The following is a 16847-nucleotide window of genomic DNA, read 5'->3' as shown; positions in this document are numbered from 1 at the left end:
GTGTTTTGTATGTCTTTGAACCCTGATATCGCGGCCTTCCTTGAGCTGGTAAACAGCGGTCGCGCCGCCGGCAAAAATCTGGCGATGCACCAACTGTCGCCCGAGCAGGCGCGCGAGCAGTTCGATCTGTCGTCACAGATGATGGACGCCGGTGCTGCCGACTTGGATCAGGTCGACAGCCTTGAAATTCCGACCCGCGATGGCCAACGCCTGGCGGCGCGACTCTACAGCGCCAGCCCGTTAAGCCAGGCTGCGCCCGCGCCGGCGCTGCTGTATTTCCATGGCGGCGGCTACGTGGTCGGCAGCCTCGATTCCCACGACTCACTGTGTCGCGCATTGGCCGAACTGGCGGGCTGCGCAGTGGTGTCCGTGGCCTATCGCCTGGCACCGCAATGGCGCTTCCCTACCGCCGCCCACGACGCCGAGGACGCCTGGCACTGGCTGGTAGCGCAGGGCACAGGCCTGGGTATCGACACCCGTCGGCTCGCTCTGGCGGGGGACAGCGTTGGCGGCAGCCTGGTCGCGGTACTGGCGACGCAGTTGGCGCGGGAAGGCGCCGCTGTCCAGCCACAGCTTCAAGTGCTGATCTACCCGGTCACCGACGCCACTCGCAGCACACCTTCGCTGGAGCGCTACGCCTCGGGTTACCTGCTGGAAACAGACACCCTGCAATGGTTCTACGGGCTCTACGCACGCGACCACGCCGACCGCCAGGACCCGCGTTTTTCACCGCTGCTGGGAGCCGTCCCGCACGACCTGGCGCCGACGCTGATGATCCTGGGCGAGTGCGACCCGTTGCACGACGAATGCCTGGCGTACGTCGCGCAGTTGCGCGAAGGGGGCGCCGTCGTGGACCTGACGGTGTACCCGGGCATGACCCATGACTTCTTGCGCATGGGCGCAATCATTGACGAGGCAGAGGAGGCGCAGGAGCAGATAGCGCAGGCATTGCGGGGGGGGGTTTCGGGGCGATAAACGGGCGTATTGCGGCCAATAAAAAAGCGCATCAGCCGGGCTGATGCGCTTTTTTATTGAACGGGCTCCTCGACCATCGGAGCCCGGTGTTATCAGAAGTTGTACTTGAACGAGGTCATCAGGTTGCGCGGAGCGCCCCAGACACCAGCGGTGGTGGTGGTGTAATACTCTTTGTCGAACACGTTGTTCAGGTTGACGGCGGCCGACAGGTTTTTGGTGATGTCGTAGCGCGCCATCAGGTTGGTGATCGCGTAGCTTTTCTGCTCATAGGTGTGCAGGTCGAACCCGGTTTTGCTCTGCCAGTTCACGCCACCGCCTACGGTCAATTTGTCCAGCGGCCCGCTCAGGCGGTAGGTGGTGAAGAGCTTGGCGTTGTGACGAGGAATCTGGGTGGCGATGCGGTTGTCGTCCTTGTCGGTGCTGACGCTGTAGGTATAACCGCCGGTGGCCTGCCAGCCTTCAGCCAGTTCACCGTTGAATTCCCATTCCACGCCCTGGGAAGTCGTGCCTTGTGCCGCTTTGTAGGCTTGCGAGCCTTGCGGTGTCAGGTTGCTACCGTCGTAGACCGCCAGGTTGTCCTGCTCGAGTTTGAACAGTGCGAGGCTGGTGTTGAGCCGGCCGTCGTTGAACGCAGCCTTGACCCCGGCTTCGTAGCCGGTGCCTTCCAGCGGGTCCAGGTAGGAGCCCGAAGTGGACTGGAAGGTCTGCGGGTTGAAGATCTTGGTGTAGCTGGCGTACACCGACCAGATTTCGCTGAGGTCGTAGACGAGGCCGGCGTAAGGGATGGTGACGCCGGTTTCGGTACGCGAGGTTTTGCTGTTGTCGCCGTCGGCAGCGGAGAAGTACGTGTATTCGTCGCTTTGCTTCCAGTTGATGACCCGGGCGCCCAGGATCAGCGTGGTGTCGTCATTGAGGTGGAAGCGCGAGGTCATGTAGGCCGCGTATTGGTTTTCCTTGAAGTCTTCCCTTCCCTTGTTGGTAAAGGTTGGCTTCGCGACGTCGCCGTTCCAGCTGTCGACGGGCCCCAGGGTGCCGTCGTAGACGCCGCCGGGACGTACCCAGCCGCCGTAGTTCGGCGCGTCTTCGTTGCGGATCTGGGACAAGGTCACGCCCGTGATCAACTCGTGTTCGCGACCGAACAACTGGAACGGACCGGTGAGGTAGGCATCCACCGAGTTCTGGATCGGGTTGCCCTTGAATTTGTTGGGCATCACGAACGCACCCAGGCCGGTGCTCTTGTCGACGCTGCCGGCGAAGTAAACGATCTCGGAGTCGTATTTGTTCTCGTTGCGGCTGTATTCGACCTTGCCGCTCCAGCCATTGTTGAACTGATGTTCGAGAGACGTGAAGAAGGTGGTCTGCTCGTGGTCGTAGTAGTTCCAGTTTGCGGCCGTATTGAACGAGCGCTTGAAATTAGTGCTGCTGCCGTCGCTGTAGGTGAGCGGGAAGCCGCTGCGCGGTGGCTGGTTGGTGTGTTGGGTCTGGTAGCTGAAACCCATGGTCAGCAGGGTGTTTTCCGTCAGGTCGAACTCGGTGATGCCGTAGATCAGGTTGTTGTCTTGCTTGTAGCGGTCAACCCAGGCGCCCTGATCCTTGTAGTCCACGACCAGACGGCCGCGGATGTTGCCGGCATCGGTCAGCGGACCGGAGACGTCAAAGCCTGCACCGTAGCGGTCCCAGGTGCCGGCTTCGCCGGTGATGCTGGCTTGCGCGGTGTCGGTGGGGCGCTTGCGAATCAGGTTGATGGTGGCGGACGGGTCACCCATGCCGCTGATCAGGCCGGACGCACCGCGCACCACTTCAATGCGGTCGTACATGGCGGTGTTCTGGGTGTAGTTGTCCTGGCGCGACGAAGTCGGTACGCCGTCGATTTCATAGTTGTTGATCTGGAAACCGCGGGAATAGTAGGCGTCCGAGTCGGCGCCCAGGCCTTCGCGTACCACGGTGATGCCCGCCACTGCTTCCATGGTGTCGGTGAGGTTGGTCAGGCGCTGGTCCTGCAGGCGTTGCTGGGTGATCACGGTGATCGACTGCGGCGTTTCCTTGACCGGAATGTTCAGCCGCGTCGAGCTGCTGGAGTTGTACGTGGTGTAGGAGCCGGTGCCTTCGGTGGTGGAGCCGGGCGCTTTGCCGGAGATGCTGATGGCCCCCAGCTCCAGGGTTGAGCCTGTGCTCGCCGGTGTCAGCGAAAGGGTGTTGCCGGTTTGCTGATAATTGATACCGCTGCTCCCCAGCAGGGTTTCGAGTGCCTGTGCCGGCTCCAGCGTGCCGTTGACCGGTTTGGACTGCAGGCCCTGCACGGTTTCCGGCCCGTAGAGAATCTGCACGTCAGCCTGGCGCCCCAACGCCTGCAACGCGCTGGCAAGCGGTTGCGCAGGAATATTCAAGGGCACTGGCGCGGCATGGGACGGGCTGGCTGCCACTACCATGCCCAGGATGGCACAGGACAACAGGGTGCGTTTGAATGCCGGTCGCGAGGCGGGGGTCGCCAAACGGCGCAGGTTTGGGGTGTTCATCGCTTGAGAAGGCTCCAGAGTGTCTTGGCAGACTTTTAGTTAATAAGAATTATTATTAGACGCATCGCGTCAGTAAAACCGGATCACAAAAACCGAAAAAATCCATGCAAGGGGTAAGAATCAGTCGAAAGGGCGGGCGCGGGCGGCGGTTTAATTCTTCGCTGCTAGTGAATACGAAACCGCTGCACAGGAATTTAGTCCGCCCACAAAAAAGCCCCTGAAAACGTTGTTTTCAGGGGCTTGGCAGGGGGCAGGTGAGCGGTCAGGCCAGTGCTTGCGCCTCGACGACCACGCGCCCGGCTTCCATCCTGACCAGTTGATCGGCCGCGTCAAAGTAACGGTCGTCGTGGGAAATCACGATGATCGTCTTGCCCAGGCGCTTGAGGTCGGGCAACAGCTCGGTGTAGAAAATCCGCCGGAATGTCGGGTCCTGGTCCGCCGCCCATTCGTCGAACACCAGCACCGGGCGTTCTTCCAGCCAGGCGTTGACCAGGGCCAGGCGCTTGCGCTGGCCGGTGGACAGATCGGTGGTGGTGAAGGTGCCGTCCTTGACGCTGACCTTGTGCGCGATCTCCAGGCGCTCAAGGTATTTGTTGGCGTCTTCGGGAATCTGCTGATCGCCTTGCACCACATCATCGAACAGGTAGTAATCGGCGAACACGGTGGTGAACAGCTGGCGATATTCATCGCGGTTGGTCGGGTCGATGACCTGATCGTTCAAACGAATCTGCCCCTGTTGCGGCGCATAAAGCCCCAGCAACAGTTTGATCAGGGTGGTCTTGCCGCAGCCGTTCTCGCCCACGATAAACACGATGTCACCCTGGCGAATGCTCAGGTTGATCGGGCCGAGGGTGAACGGCGCATTGCCTTCCACCGCTGGAAACGCATAGCTGACGTTGCTCAGATCCAGCCGCTCTACCACGCCGGCGGGCGCGCCCTGGTCGTTGAGCAGCAAGTGGGGTTCCGGCGAAGAAAACTGCTCGGACAACTCGGCGATCCGGCGAAAGGCAATCTGCGCCCGGCTGACGATGGGCAGGGTGCCGATCAAGTGTTCCAGCGGGCCCTTCATGTACAGCAACACCAGCACAAAACCGCTCATCACGGTTTTATCCGCGCTTGGCCACAGTGATTGCAGGGCCAGTGCCAGGCCAATCACCACGAAGAACAGCATCGAGCCGAAGGTCTTGGCGATCACGAATGTGTTGATCGAGCGCACCTGGGTCTTGCAGATGAAATCCGCCGTGGCCTGGATGCCGGACACAAACATGCGCTGGCGACGGGGCCGGTTGATGCGCAGTTCCTTGGCACCTTCGGCAATGGCGTTGTAGTGTTTTTGCAACTCGTCCTCGGCCTCGCGAGCCGCCATGAAGCCCTTGATGCCCGCACCCTGGGCCAGGAACTGGACCACGGTGCCGATGATGATCGCCACCACCAGCAGCAGGAACATCGGCCACGACAGCATCGCTAGGTAGCCCATACAGCCCAGGGTCACGGTGAGCGAAATGGCCAGTGGTGCGAAGGCGAAGGCGAAGTCGCTGATGGTGTCGACGTCGTGGGTCAGCACCGGAATCAGCCGGTGGCTGCGGTAGCGTTCGATTTGCTCGATCGGTGCCGAAAGGACCTTCTCCCCCAGCTCTTTGCGCAGTTTGGCAATGATGTGCTGGCCCACATAGTTGGTGCCGATGTCCGAGCAGATCGAGCTGAACAACGCCATCAGGCACAGCCCGCCGAACAGCAGGATTACGGCGTTGGTCAGGCCGGTTTCCGAGTGCAGCGCGCTGTTGATTGTCGCCAGCAGCACGGTCACGCTCAGGCCGCCCACCATGCCCAGCAGGATGGACAGGCCGACCACCAGTCGAAAGGGTTTCAGGAGGGTGAACAATTCATGAATTGCACCGCGCTTGGGCTGGGACATGAGGAATGAGTTCCTTGGGATCGAGACAGATACCAGGTAAAACGTCTGGCCCGGCGCTAAATTTAGCCGCCCGGCGATGGTCGGCAGGCGGCGTTCTTGCGGGTGGGGCGGGTGAATCAGAGGTCGCGTACTACCCTGAAGCCAATCCAGTCCCCCCGCGTCTGCGGGTAGATATTGTTACGGTTGCCCGAGCGCGAAAACACCGGTGCTTCGCCCCAGTCATTGCCACGAATCTGATAGGACTCGCAGTTCGGCTCCATCCACGCGCTGCCGTCGGTAGGCGCGCCGATGTAGTTGGGGTGCTCGCAGTCGGCAACACGCTCGTAGACGTTGCCGTGCATGTCGTACATGCCGAATGCGTTCGGCGGGTAACTGCCCACTGGCGATGAGTAGCTATAACCGTCCGCCGGCCCATAAGTGTTGGCGTGCTCGGCGATGCTGTAACCCTTGCCCGCATCGAACGGGAACGGGAAAGGCCCGGTGGAGCCTGCCCGTGCGGCGTATTCACGCTGGGCTTCGCTGACCATGTGGTAGCGCTGGCCGGTCTTTTTCGACAGCCAGGCCACGTAGTTTTTGATATCGTCCATGTCCATGCACACCGCTGGCTGACGCGGACCTTGCGGGTAGCGCGGCTTGCTGGCGATGCATTCACGACCGGGGCGATCGTCGCCATTGGCGATCTTCACGCCGGTCTGGCGCACGTAGCTGTCCCACTCACCGGCGGTGACGTGGAATCGGCTCATGGCGAAGGCCTTGGCGAAGGTCACCTCGTGCATCGGGCCTTCGTCCGGCTCGCGGCCGACTTCATCTTCCGGCGTGCCCATGGTGAAGGTGCCCGCGGGCAGCACCACCATTTCCGGGCAGTCCTTGCAGTCTTTGAATACCTTGCCAGGTTGCGGCGTGGCCGCCTGGGCGAGGTTTGGCAGCAGCGCAGCGCACAGGGCGGTCAAGGCCAGGGCGGCGAGGGGCTTGAGTCGGGATGGATTCATGTGGGCATCTCGTTCAAAGAAAAAAGGGCGATCACAGGCGTGGGCTCAGCAACGCCATAAAGCGCTGGATTTCATCGGTGCTATTGAGCAGGCCGGGGGAGGTGCGAATCACCGGGCCGACATCGCGGTCCACGGCGTCGATCACCACGCGGTTTTTCATCATGTAGGCAGCGACGGCGCCGCTGTCTTGGCCCTTGACCCGGAAGAAGGTAAAACCTGCCGACAGCTCGGGGCTGCGCGGTGTCACCAGTTCGATCTGCGGGTGGGCGAGCAGCTGGTTTTTCAGCTCGGTGTTAAGGGCGTGAATGCGCGCCTGTACCTGCGCCTTGCCTAATTGCAGGTGCAGTTTGAAGGCTTCGTCGGCGGCCCACCGATGCTCGAAAGCGTGGTAGCCGCCGGGGGTCATGGTGGTGGCGAAATTGGTGTCTTCAGAGAACGTCGGCACCATCGGCGTGACGTATTTATTCTCGGCGTCACGTGCGCACACCAGCCCGGTACCGCGTGGGCCGAACATCCATTTGTGGGTGCCGGCGATAAAAAAATCGCAGTGCATGGCCGGAAAATCGAGGTTTTCCACGCCAAAGCCATGCACACCGTCGACCACGTACAAAATGCGGTCCTTGTCGTCGCGCTGGCGGTTATGTTCATCCACTAATTGGCCGATTTCACCGACCGGCAGCTTCACCCCGCTGCCGGACTGCACCCAGGTCATGCCCAGCACGCGGGTGTTGGGACGGATATTGCGCTGGATGTTGCCGAGCACTTCGTCGACGGACACTTGGGCGGCGTTCTCGAACAGGCTGATGCGGCGCACCTGGGTGCCTTCCTTGAGCACGCGAAAATCCAGGCTGTTCTGCGTCGCATAGTGCTCGTGCACCGTGGTCAGGATTTCCTGATCGGGCCGCACCTTGATGCCGCCATAGATCATCGCCAGGCCTTCGGAGGTGCTGCCGGTGAGGGCGATCTGCGCGGGTTTGGCATCCAGGTAACGGCCTGCCCATTCGCGCACCTGACCTTCACGCTTCCAGGTTTCCTGCAGGTCCCAGTCCATCGCAAGCCCGGGGTTGCGGTCGATTTGCACGCGGTAGCGCTCGATGGCCTCGCGCACCGGTTTGGGGTGCGAAGCCACGAGGAAGTTGGAAAAGTGCAGGTAGTTCGGGTCTTGATTGAACAGCTGTTTGAGCCCCGTCCAAGGGCTGTCGGTCGGGCTGGCGGCCATGGCTTCGGGGAGAATGGCAGCGCCCAGTGGCAGGCTGGCGGCAAAGACACCAGCCTGCTTGAGAAACGTACGGCGGTCGGTCATGGACTTGATTCACGGCTGATTAGCGGTTGGCCAATGGTTTGGCGGCTTTTTGTACCTGGTCCCACACGCGCAGGAAGTTGCCGCCCCACAGCTTGGCGATATCGGCTTCGGAGTAGCCGCGCTGGATCAGCTCGGCAGTGACGTTGCGCACTTCGCCAACGTTCTCCCAGCCCTGGATGCCGCCGCCGTCGTTGAAGTCCGAGGCGATGCCGACGTGATCGATACCGATCTTGCGCACCGTGTAATCGATAGCGTCCCCGAAGTCCTTGAGGGTGGCCTTGGGTTCTTCCTCGAGGATGGCGTACAGCGCGCTGGCGTACTGGCCGAACTTCTGCTCGGACCACGCCGTGATGATCGCGTCGCCCGGCATCAAAGCCATGGCCAGGTTCGGCAGTGGCGGTAAATCGAAACGTGCGCGCAGGGCGTTGAGTTTGTCCTGGGTCGGCTGGCTCAGCGGGCGCAAATACGCCGGGAAGCCCACCACCTGAACCACGCCGCCGCTGTTCTTGATCAGTTGCAATTCCTTGTCGCTGAGGTTGCGCGGGATATCCACGGCGGCACGTGGCGCCGAGTGAGAGGCGACCATCGGCGTGCGGCTCAACTGCGCAACCTGCTCCAGGGCCTTGGTCGACATTTGCGAGACATCAATAATCACGCCCAGATCATTCAGGCGGTGCACTGCTTGTTGGCCGATCGGCGAGAGCCCTTCGAGGGCATCGGTGGTGTCATTGAAAAACGGCAGCGGGCGCGACGAGTCGGACCAGGCGTTGTTGCCGATATAGCTGAAGCCGAACATGCGCATGCCGCGCGCCGTCCACAGGTCCAGCTGGTTCAGGTCATTACCCAGCGGGTAGGCGTTGAGCATGCTGATGAAAATCGCAAACTTGCCTTCGCCATGCAGGCGCCGGAAATCGTCCGGGGTATAGGCGATACCGACCTGGTTGGGGTAGTCGCGCACCATGCCGGAAATGATCTTGTAGCGCACTTCCTGCTCATGCCGGGCCTCTTCGACAAAACCCTCCGTAGGGCGATGGGGCGCGTTGGCGCCACTCCAGATTTCCGGCCAGCCAAAAATCGTCAGGGCCGCGCCGGACAAGCGCCCGCGACTGGCCTTGGCCAGGTCGAACTGGCCGCTGCCGTCCTTGTCGGCCTCATTGCCGGCGGTGCCGAAATCCAGGGGCACGGTGATATGGCTGTCGAAGGACAGCAAACGGTCCTGCATTTCATTGGCTTGCTTGATCACCTCCAGCGGGTAGCCAGCATTGCCTTTGAACCAGTGATCCCAGACCAGGAAGCCAGCCCCGGCGCAAACGGCCAGTGCCAGCGGCAGGCCGAGATACAGCGCCTTTTTCGAACGTGGTTTTGTCATCGCCATCTCAGTCAGTTGAGGCCTTTGCTATCAGGGAGGAACGAGCCATGGCGCTGGAAATTTAGGCGGGGAGGGGGAGGCGGTAAATTTTGCGCGGCTGCAAACGTTCTAGCTCTGATCAAGCCGTTTCCTAAGGTAGACAATGACCCTCTCTCGACGTGGCTTCATCGCAGGCCTGGCACTGACCGGCGCTGCTGTGCCGGCGGCCTTTTATGCCCATCGCGAGCTGACGCGCAAGGAAGAATTCCCGATCACGCCCGGCGAAGCCACGGTGGACCTCGCCGATACGGCCGGCCAGCACCTGGCAAATACCCTGCGGGGTGTGTGGAGCTTGCGCCTGGAAGGCGCCGATGCCGGCCTCAAGCATTTGCCGCTGCACGGCCTGGAATTGCTGCTCGACATCGCCCCGCGCGGCCGTGGCCTGCGCGGTTACCTGGACACCGCCGAGAACCTGCGCGCTGACGGCGAGCCGCGCTACCGGGTGCTGGGCGACGTGCTCACGGGCGATGGAAAGGTGCTGTATTGGCGGCTGATCGATCGCGATTCGGCAACCGGCGTGCCGGCCTATGAATTCAAGATGACCCTTGATGCAGTCTGGGCCGATTTCGGTAACGCGGGCAGCGGCACCCTCAGCGGGCAGGTTCTGGACCTGGACCGCCCGCTGGCGTTAACCGAGCGCGACAGCCGTTTTATCGCCCACAAACAGCTGTTTCCCGAAGCCCGCCAGCGCATCGGCCTCAACCCGACCCTGCTGGCCTGGTTGATCGCGCCTGAGCATCGCCTGTTCCATCAACTGTGGCATGCCACCCGTGACCAGTGGCACAAACTCTCCGAGGAAAAACGCGACGCGCTGCGGGGTATCGGCTGGCAACCCGGGCCACGCGGCCAGGAACGTGACGCGCGCGGCAAGCTCAAGGACCGTAACGGCTCGGGCATCGACTTCTTCTTCATGCACCGGCATATGCTCGGTACCGCGCGCTCGATGCAGCACCTGCCGTCCTGGCCGGCCTTCCCCGAACCGCAACCTGCGCTGGAGCGTGACCGCCTGGGGTTCTTGCGCTACTTCGACAACAGCGACGGCTACGCGCTGCCGCCCACCTGGACGGCACCCGACGACAGCGACTACACCCAGTGGGTCAGCGATATCAAGGCGGCCGAGACTTACCACAGCAACTTTGAAGTGTGGGAGTCGCAATACCGCGACCCGCGTTACCTGGCCAAACTCACCCTCGGCCAACTGGGCTCCGAGATGGAACTGGGCCTGCATGACTGGCTGCACATGCGCTGGGCCTCGGTGCCCCGCGACCCGTCCAACGGCGCCCCGGTGCCGTTTGCGCGCGACCCGGCGGACTTTGCCGCGCGCTGGTACGCGCCGGAAAACGATTTTCTCGGCGACCCGTTTTCCTCCCACGTCAACCCGGTGTTCTGGCACTTCCATGGCTGGATTGATGACCGGGTTGAGGACTGGTTTCGCGCCCATGAGCGCTTCAACCCGGGCGAAGTCAGCCGGCTTGAGGTCAATGGCGTGCACTGGTTTGCGCCGGGGCGCTGGGTGGAAGTGAGCGACCCGTGGCTGGGCCCGGACACCCACGGCTGCAGCACCACGCCGGGTTTGCAGGTGGGACGGTCCATGGAGATGGACCCGGAAATCATGAAACTGGCGCTTCGCATCACCTTTGGGTCGGACGAGGACGTGCTCAAGGGATTATTCAAGCGTGTGCCGCAGCGGCCTTGGTACGCGCGGCACTTGAAGGTCAAGGCGCGGGAGGCGTAAGCGCCTTGGCAAAGGCTTCAGGCGTGGGGCTTTGCGGCCAGGTCGGCACGCTGTCCGGGAAGGCCAGCCACGGCTGTTTGCGGCTAACCCAAATATGCGCGACCGGTTGCAGTGCCGAACTGTTATCCAGGGTGCCCACGCGCAGCACCCGCAACCCCGGCGCGGCGGTGGTGGTGTTGCTGATGCGGGTATGGCACACGGCGCACACCTGATGCTCAGACCGCTGGCCGTCAGCCTCATAGGCGTAGTGCGTGATGGGGCCCGCCAGCTGCAATGCATCCGCTGGCAACAGCGCATGCAGGGCGAAGGCACTGCCGCTCCAGGTCTGGCAGTGGTTGCAATGGCAGGCGTAGATCGCCGGTAACGCGTCCAGGTGCAGCTGATAGGTGACGGCGGCGCAGCGGCATTGACCAGTGAAAATCATTGAGTTTGATCCTTCAGGCATGAGAGGGCGCAAGGCCCATCAGGTATGCTCGCCAGCATGCCCCAGCGAGCGTTCGATGAACATTCGCCAAAACTGCCCAGCGGCTCACAGGAAATGTATGAACGCCCCTCAACTGCAATGGGAAACCCAGCGTGCCTTTCTCGCCGTGCTGCGCACCGGCAGCTTGTCGGGGGCGGCGCGTTTGCTCGGGATCGCCCAGGCCACGGCACGCCGGCGCATTGAAGCGCTGGAACAGAGTGTCGGGGTCAGCCTGTTTGTGCGTTCGCCCAAAGGGTTGCTGCCCACGGACATGGCCCGCGAGCTGATCGGCCATGTAGAGGCGATGGCCGTCGCCGCCAATGCCTTTAACCGCGCCGCTTCGGCAGACGTGGCCGTTGCGGGCGGGACCGTGCGGCTCACCAGTGGCCCCTTACTGGGTGTTGAAGTGTTGCCGCCGATGCTGCGCACGTTGAGGCGCGACCATCCGCAGCTGGCGGTTGAGCTGAGTGTCTCCAATCGCTTGCAAGCACTGGCGCAACAGGAAGCCGACGTGGCCGTGCGCATTCATCGGCCGACCGAAGCCACGGTCGTCACGCGCAAGGTCGGCGACCTGCACGTCGGCCTGTACGCCGCCCCTGAATTACTCGCGGAATTGGGCACGCCCAGCGGTTTGGCGCAGTTGCAGGGCTACCCGTTGATCGGGCCGGACCGCAACGGGCAAGACATTGAGTTTCTCCAGCAGCACGGTTTCGACTGCAGCGCTGCACGCACCGTTATTCGCACCGACGACCATCTGGCGCAGTTCGCCGCCCTGCGTGCCGGCCTCGGCATCGGCGTGTGCCCGCGCCAATTGGCGCAGCGCCATGGCTTGGTGCAGGTGTTGCCCGAGGTGGCTTTTGATGTGGATGTGTGGATCGCCATGCACCAGGACATGCGCCGCGTGCCGCGCATTGCGGCGACGTTTGATGCATTGGCCGCTGCCTTGACGGCCTTTCTTCAGCCGCGATAACGCAACGCTTCCACCAGCAAGGCAAACGCCGGAGAGGCCTGGCGGCGGCTGGGGTAGTACAGGTGAAACCCGGCAAAGGGCGCGCACCATGGATCAAGCACGGCGATCAAGCGGCCATCGACGAGGTAGGGCGCCACGATGTCTTCGGGGATGTAGCTCAAGCCAAACCCTTCCAGCGCGGCCTTGAGCAATTGGTACACGCCGTTGAATGTCACCTGGCCCGACACGCGCACATTCAAGCTTTCATCGTCCTTCTTGAACTCCCACGCATACAGCCCTCCGTTGGTGGGCAAACGCAGGTTATTGCAGGCGTGGGCGGTGAGGTCGCGCGGCGAATCGGGCACGGGGTTGCAGGCGAAATAGGCGGGCGATCCGACTACGCGCATGCGCATATCCGGGCCGATCCGGGTGGCAATCATGCCTTCGGCCACGTCTTCGCCCAGGCGCACCCCTGCGTCGAAACCTTGAGCCGCAATGTCGACGAAGCTGTAGTCGCAACAGACTTCTACGGCGATATCCGGGTATTGAGCCAGGAAAGGTTTGAGCACCGGCCACAGAATATGCTCCAGCGCATGGTCCATGGCGTTGATGCGAATCGTGCCGGAGGGCGTATCGCGCAGGTTGCTCAGGCCTTCAAGACCGATCTGGATCTCATCGAAGTGCGGCCCCACGGTATCGATCAGGTGTTGCCCGGCTTCGGTCGGCGAAACGCTGCGCGTGGTGCGCGTCAGCAGGCGCAGCCCCAGCCGGGCTTCGAGCCCACGGATCGTGTGGCTGAGCGCAGATTGCGACACGCCAAGCTTGGCCGCCGCTTTGGTGAAGCTGCGCTCGCGGGCCACGGTCAGGAAGGCGAGCAGGTCGTTAGCGTTTTCCCTGAGCATTGATGAGGCCTATTCATAAGTATTTTCGAATTCTAGCGTCTAATCATATCAATGGCTTCTTGTTAGATTGAATCAGCCCTTCAATCGGAGAACCACCATGCTTAAACGCACACTTGGCAACAACGCGCTCGAAGTCTCGGCCTTGGGCCTGGGGTGCATGGGCATGAGTTTCGGCTACGGCGCGCCCGCCGACACGCAGCAAATGATTGCCCTGTTGCGCGGTGCGGTGGAGCAGGGCGTGAGCTTTTTCGACAGCGCCGAAGTCTATGGCCCGTTCATCAACGAGGAACTGCTCGGCGAAGCGCTGGCGCCGGTGCGTGATCAGGTGGTGATCGCCACCAAATTCGGTTTTGCGCCGGACCGTGACGGTAAATGGTCGGGCCTCAACAGCCGCCCGGAACATATCCGCGAGGTCGCCGAAGCTTCCCTCAAACGCTTGAAAACCGATGTGATCGACCTGTTCTATCAGCACCGGGTTGACCCGAATGTGCCGATCGAGGACGTCGCCGGTGCCGTGAAAGATTTGATTCAGGAAGGCAAGGTCAAGCATTTCGGCCTGTCCGAAGCCGGTGCCTCGACCATTCGCCGCGCCCACGCTGTGCAACCGGTCACGGCGCTGCAAAGCGAATATTCGCTGTGGTGGCGCAAGCCGGAAGCCGAGATTCTGCCGCTGCTCGAAGAGTTGGGTATTGGCCTGGTGCCCTACAGCCCGCTGGGCAAAGGCTTTTTGACCGGCAAGTTCGACAGCCAGAGCACGTTCGACAGTGGCGATTTCCGCAGTCGCCTGCCACGGTTCACATCCGAAGCACTGAAGGCCAATCAGGCGCTGGTGGAGTTGCTGCGTCAGGTCGGGCAACGCAACAACGCGACACCGTCGCAGGTCGCCCTGGCCTGGCTGTTGGCGCAAAAGCCCTGGATCGTACCGATTCCAGGCACCACCAAAGCCACACGTCTGACCGAAAACCTCGGTGCCCTCCAGGTACAACTCAGCGCCCGCGAATTGCAGGACCTCGACGTGGCCGCCGCCCATATCAGCGTCCAGGGCGAGCGCTACCCCGAGGCCCTGGAAAAGATGACCGGCCTATGAAACCGCTCGCCGCCACCGCACTTTCACTGGCACTGCTCGCCCAGGACTCACACGCACAGGAGACCCCCATGCTCACCGTCACCCCCAACGGTTCACAGCCTTCAGTCAGAGGCCCGGCGGACTGGTTCACCGGCACCGTGCGCGTGGATGCCCCGTTCAAAGGCAGCGATGCCGCTCGCGTCAGCGGTGCCACCGTGACCTTTGAACCGGGCGCTCGTACTGCCTGGCATACCCATCCGCTGGGCCAAACCCTGATCGTCACCGCCGGCGCGGGCCTGGTTCAGGAATGGGGGCAACCGCTGCGCTCGATCCGCCCCGGCGACACCGTGTGGATCGCCGCTGGCGTCAAGCACTGGCACGGCGCCACACCGACCACGGCCATGACCCATATCGCGATTGCCGAGGTGTTGGAGGGCAAGGTGGTGGACTGGTTGGAACAGGTGGGCGAGGAGCAGTACGCTCCAGAGTCCTGATTGCATGCCTGTGGTGCGGTGTCTTGGGAGTGCAATTAGCAGCGTAGTGCGAGAATTCCTCGTCCTCAACGACGCAGTTGACGTTCACCCTCAATACACTCCACCAAAAACTCCATCACCACCTTCACCGAAGGCGAGCGACGCATATCCGGGTACACCGTGAGCCAGATATCACGCACCGGCCCGTCGCTGGCGGTGGGTAACCGGACCAGTAGCGGATCGTGGTCCCCCACCAGCGTCGGCAACACCACCGCGCCGACGTGAGCGCGGGCGGCCATTTGCTGGGTGATCAGCTCGCTGGCGGCAAATACAATCGGGCGCTGGCCGCGTAATTGATGCATCCAGGCTTGTTGGGGCAAGTGGTCACGGCTGCCGTCGTAGGCGATAAACGTCCAGTGTGCGGCAGGCTTTTGCTGGAGTTCGGGTGAGCCATACAGGCCGAAACGCACCGCGCCGACCTTGCGCCGTACCAGCGCGTCTTCATCCGGGCGCACGGTGCGCAAGGCGATATCCGCTTCACCCTTGTCCAGTGCGGCGAGTTGGGTGGAGGGCATCAGTACCAGATTCAGCTGCGGGTAATGCGCGCGCAACCGCGCCACACGGGGCGCGATGCAGTGGTTGGCAATCGACGGCGGGCAACTGACCCGCACCGTACCGGCCATTTCGATGGAAGCTGCCCGCGACAGGCGCAGGACGTCGGTGGCCATTTCACCCATACCGGCCGCCAGTTCCGCGAGTGCCACACCTTGTGCAGTGAGCGGTCGACTGCGCGGCAAATGGTCGACGAGCTTCACGCCCAGGGCTTTTTCCAGTGCGTCGACGCGCCGCCCGACGGTGGCGTGCTCTACCTGCAATTCGCGGGCAGCCGCTGATAACGACTGGGTGCGTGCCAGCACGGTGAAGTAATACAGATCCTGCCAATCAAACATCGGGTTATTTCCGCACAGAGGCTGGGAGGTATTGGGGAATTTTCCTACTGAGAATGTCCTTTTACCATGGCCGCTTCCCAGTGCAAACGGAGTTGTTCCCCGATGAAAGCCATCACTTTGCAAGCTTACGGCGGCCCGGAAGTCGCACAGTTGCGCCTTGACGTACCCAGACCTCAGGTTTCACCCGGCCACGTGCTGGTCAAGGTGGCCTGTGCGGGCATCAATTTCATGGACATTCATACCCGCCAAGGCAAATACGCGCAGTCGACGACCTACCCGGTGCGTTTGCCGTGCACCCTGGGCATGGAAGGCGCAGGCGTGGTGGTGGACGTGGGCGCGGGTGTCAGCCATCTGGCGGTTGGCGACCGGGTCGCCTGGTGTATCTCTTGGGGGGCGTATGCCGAATACGCGAATGTACCGGCTGAGAAAGTGGCGCAGATTCCCGACGCAATTGCCTTCGATCAGGCCGCAGCCGCGATGTTTCAAGGTTGCACCGCCCACTATTTGATTGATGATGTGGCGCGGCTGCAGGCCGGCGACACCTGCTTGATTCACGCTGCATCCGGCAGCATTGGTCAGTTGCTGGTGCAAATGGCGCGTCGATTGGGCGCGACGGTATTCACCACGGGCAGCACCGTCGAAAAATGTGCGATTGCGCTGCAACGTGGTGCTCATCAAGCCTGGACGTATGACGAAGGCCGGTTTGCCGAACGTGTTCTGCACGCAACGGACGGTAGAGGCGTGGATGTGGTCTTCGACTCGGTGGGCAAGTCCACACTGCGCGACAGTTTCCGCGCTTGTCGTACACGCGGGCTGATCGTCAATTACGGCAATGTTTCCGGCTCTCTCACCGACCTGGACCCGATTGAATTGGGGGAGGCGGGTTCGCTGTTCCTGACCCGACCGCGACTGGCCGACCACATGGCTGACGGCCCGACCGTGCAACGGCGTGCCAACGCAGTATTCGCGGCGATGCTGGAAGGTTCGCTGACTGTGGACATCGCAGGTCACTACACCCTGGAAACGGTGCAGCAGGTGCACGCACGCATCGAAGCGCGGCAGCAGATCGGCAAGGCGGTGCTGTGGGTTGACCGCGACGTGGATTAATCGAAGGCGAAAAAAAACCGGCTGATCAGGCCGGTTTGGGGTGCCTCGCCAACAGCGAGGGTTATGCGTTGTTGCTGTGCAGACGATCAGCACCGC

14 protein-coding genes are annotated in these 16847 nt (G+C 62.1%); 6 read left to right on the top strand and 8 right to left on the bottom strand.

Features of this window, described 5'->3' with window-relative positions:
- The first annotated feature begins 9 nt into the window (after window positions 1–9).
- Window positions 10–975, top strand: a complete 966-nt coding sequence (locus BFW87_RS29145) for an alpha/beta hydrolase (protein WP_078743174.1) — start codon at window positions 10–12, stop codon at window positions 973–975.
- Between the two features lie 92 nt (window positions 976–1067).
- On the opposite strand, the gene BFW87_RS29140 is transcribed toward BFW87_RS29145, so the two are convergent.
- The 5 genes from BFW87_RS29140 to pvdM all read right to left on the bottom strand — a co-directional run bounded on the left by BFW87_RS29140 (window position 1068) and on the right by pvdM (window position 9067).
- Window positions 1068–3404 (bottom strand): TonB-dependent siderophore receptor, encoded by a 2337-nt coding sequence (locus tag BFW87_RS29140; protein ID WP_078743217.1) that lies wholly within the window; start codon window positions 3402–3404, stop codon window positions 1068–1070.
- Between the two features lie 349 nt (window positions 3405–3753).
- Complete coding sequence (locus BFW87_RS29135) at window positions 3754–5406, bottom strand: cyclic peptide export ABC transporter (protein WP_078743173.1); 1653 nt, start codon at window positions 5404–5406, stop codon at window positions 3754–3756.
- A 116-nt stretch (window positions 5407–5522) separates the two neighbouring features.
- Window positions 5523–6395 (bottom strand): dihydropyoverdine dehydrogenase, encoded by an 873-nt coding sequence (gene pvdO / locus BFW87_RS29130; protein ID WP_078743172.1) that lies wholly within the window; start codon window positions 6393–6395, stop codon window positions 5523–5525.
- A gap of 31 nt (window positions 6396–6426) precedes the next feature.
- Window positions 6427–7698, bottom strand: a complete 1272-nt coding sequence (gene pvdN / locus BFW87_RS29125) for a pyoverdine-tailoring periplasmic protein PvdN (RefSeq protein WP_078743171.1) — start codon at window positions 7696–7698, stop codon at window positions 6427–6429.
- Window positions 7699–7717: 19 nt separating this feature from the next.
- Window positions 7718–9067 carry a pyoverdine-tailoring dipeptidase-like protein PvdM gene (gene pvdM / locus BFW87_RS29120; RefSeq protein ID WP_078743170.1) on the bottom strand — a complete coding sequence of 450 codons (1350 nt, stop codon included), beginning with the start codon at window positions 9065–9067 and terminating at the stop codon, window positions 7718–7720.
- Between the two features lie 142 nt (window positions 9068–9209).
- On the opposite strand from pvdM, the gene pvdP reads away from it, so the two are divergent.
- On the top strand, window positions 9210–10841 hold the full coding sequence (gene pvdP / locus BFW87_RS29115; protein WP_078743169.1) for a pyoverdine maturation tyrosinase PvdP: 1632 nt from the start codon (window positions 9210–9212) through the stop codon (window positions 10839–10841).
- Here pvdP and BFW87_RS29110 read toward each other — a convergent pair.
- Window positions 10822–11265, bottom strand: coding sequence for a GFA family protein (locus BFW87_RS29110; protein ID WP_078743168.1), 444 nt, complete (start codon window positions 11263–11265; stop codon window positions 10822–10824). The genes pvdP and BFW87_RS29110 overlap by 20 nt on opposite strands.
- Window positions 11266–11383: 118 nt before the next feature.
- On the opposite strand from BFW87_RS29110, the gene BFW87_RS29105 reads away from it, so the two are divergent.
- Window positions 11384–12274 (top strand): LysR family transcriptional regulator, encoded by an 891-nt coding sequence (locus BFW87_RS29105; RefSeq protein ID WP_078743167.1) that lies wholly within the window; start codon window positions 11384–11386, stop codon window positions 12272–12274.
- Here BFW87_RS29105 and BFW87_RS29100 read toward each other — a convergent pair.
- Window positions 12262–13155 carry a LysR family transcriptional regulator gene (locus BFW87_RS29100; protein ID WP_078743166.1) on the bottom strand — a complete coding sequence of 298 codons (894 nt, stop codon included), beginning with the start codon at window positions 13153–13155 and terminating at the stop codon, window positions 12262–12264. The two genes, BFW87_RS29105 and BFW87_RS29100, sit on opposite strands and share 13 nt — an antisense overlap.
- Before the next feature lie 97 nt (window positions 13156–13252).
- Here BFW87_RS29100 and BFW87_RS29095 point away from each other — a divergent pair, with 97 nt between their 5' ends.
- Together BFW87_RS29095 and BFW87_RS29090 are read left to right on the top strand one after the other, a co-directional pair.
- Complete coding sequence (locus BFW87_RS29095) at window positions 13253–14242, top strand: aldo/keto reductase (protein ID WP_078743165.1); 990 nt, start codon at window positions 13253–13255, stop codon at window positions 14240–14242.
- The gene (locus BFW87_RS29090) at window positions 14239–14715 is read left to right on the top strand and encodes a (R)-mandelonitrile lyase (protein WP_078743164.1); all 477 of its coding nucleotides are present in this window, start codon (window positions 14239–14241) and stop codon (window positions 14713–14715) included. The genes BFW87_RS29095 and BFW87_RS29090 overlap by 4 nt, the downstream gene beginning before the upstream one ends.
- A gap of 65 nt (window positions 14716–14780) precedes the next feature.
- Here the strand turns inward: BFW87_RS29090 and BFW87_RS29085 are convergent, their stop codons facing one another.
- A complete protein-coding gene (locus tag BFW87_RS29085; RefSeq protein WP_078743163.1) occupies window positions 14781–15644 on the bottom strand; it encodes a LysR family transcriptional regulator in 864 nt (287 codons plus the stop codon).
- A 102-nt stretch (window positions 15645–15746) separates the two neighbouring features.
- On the opposite strand from BFW87_RS29085, the gene BFW87_RS29080 reads away from it, so the two are divergent.
- Window positions 15747–16751 carry a quinone oxidoreductase family protein gene (locus tag BFW87_RS29080; protein ID WP_078743162.1) on the top strand — a complete coding sequence of 335 codons (1005 nt, stop codon included), beginning with the start codon at window positions 15747–15749 and terminating at the stop codon, window positions 16749–16751.
- The last annotated feature ends 96 nt before the right edge of the window (window positions 16752–16847 follow it).

The sequence above is a fragment of the Pseudomonas fluorescens genome (assembly GCF_002022275.1).
Lineage (GTDB): Bacteria > Pseudomonadota > Gammaproteobacteria > Pseudomonadales > Pseudomonadaceae > Aquipseudomonas > Aquipseudomonas fluorescens_AJ.
This window is presented reverse-complemented; position numbering and strand designations above follow the sequence as displayed.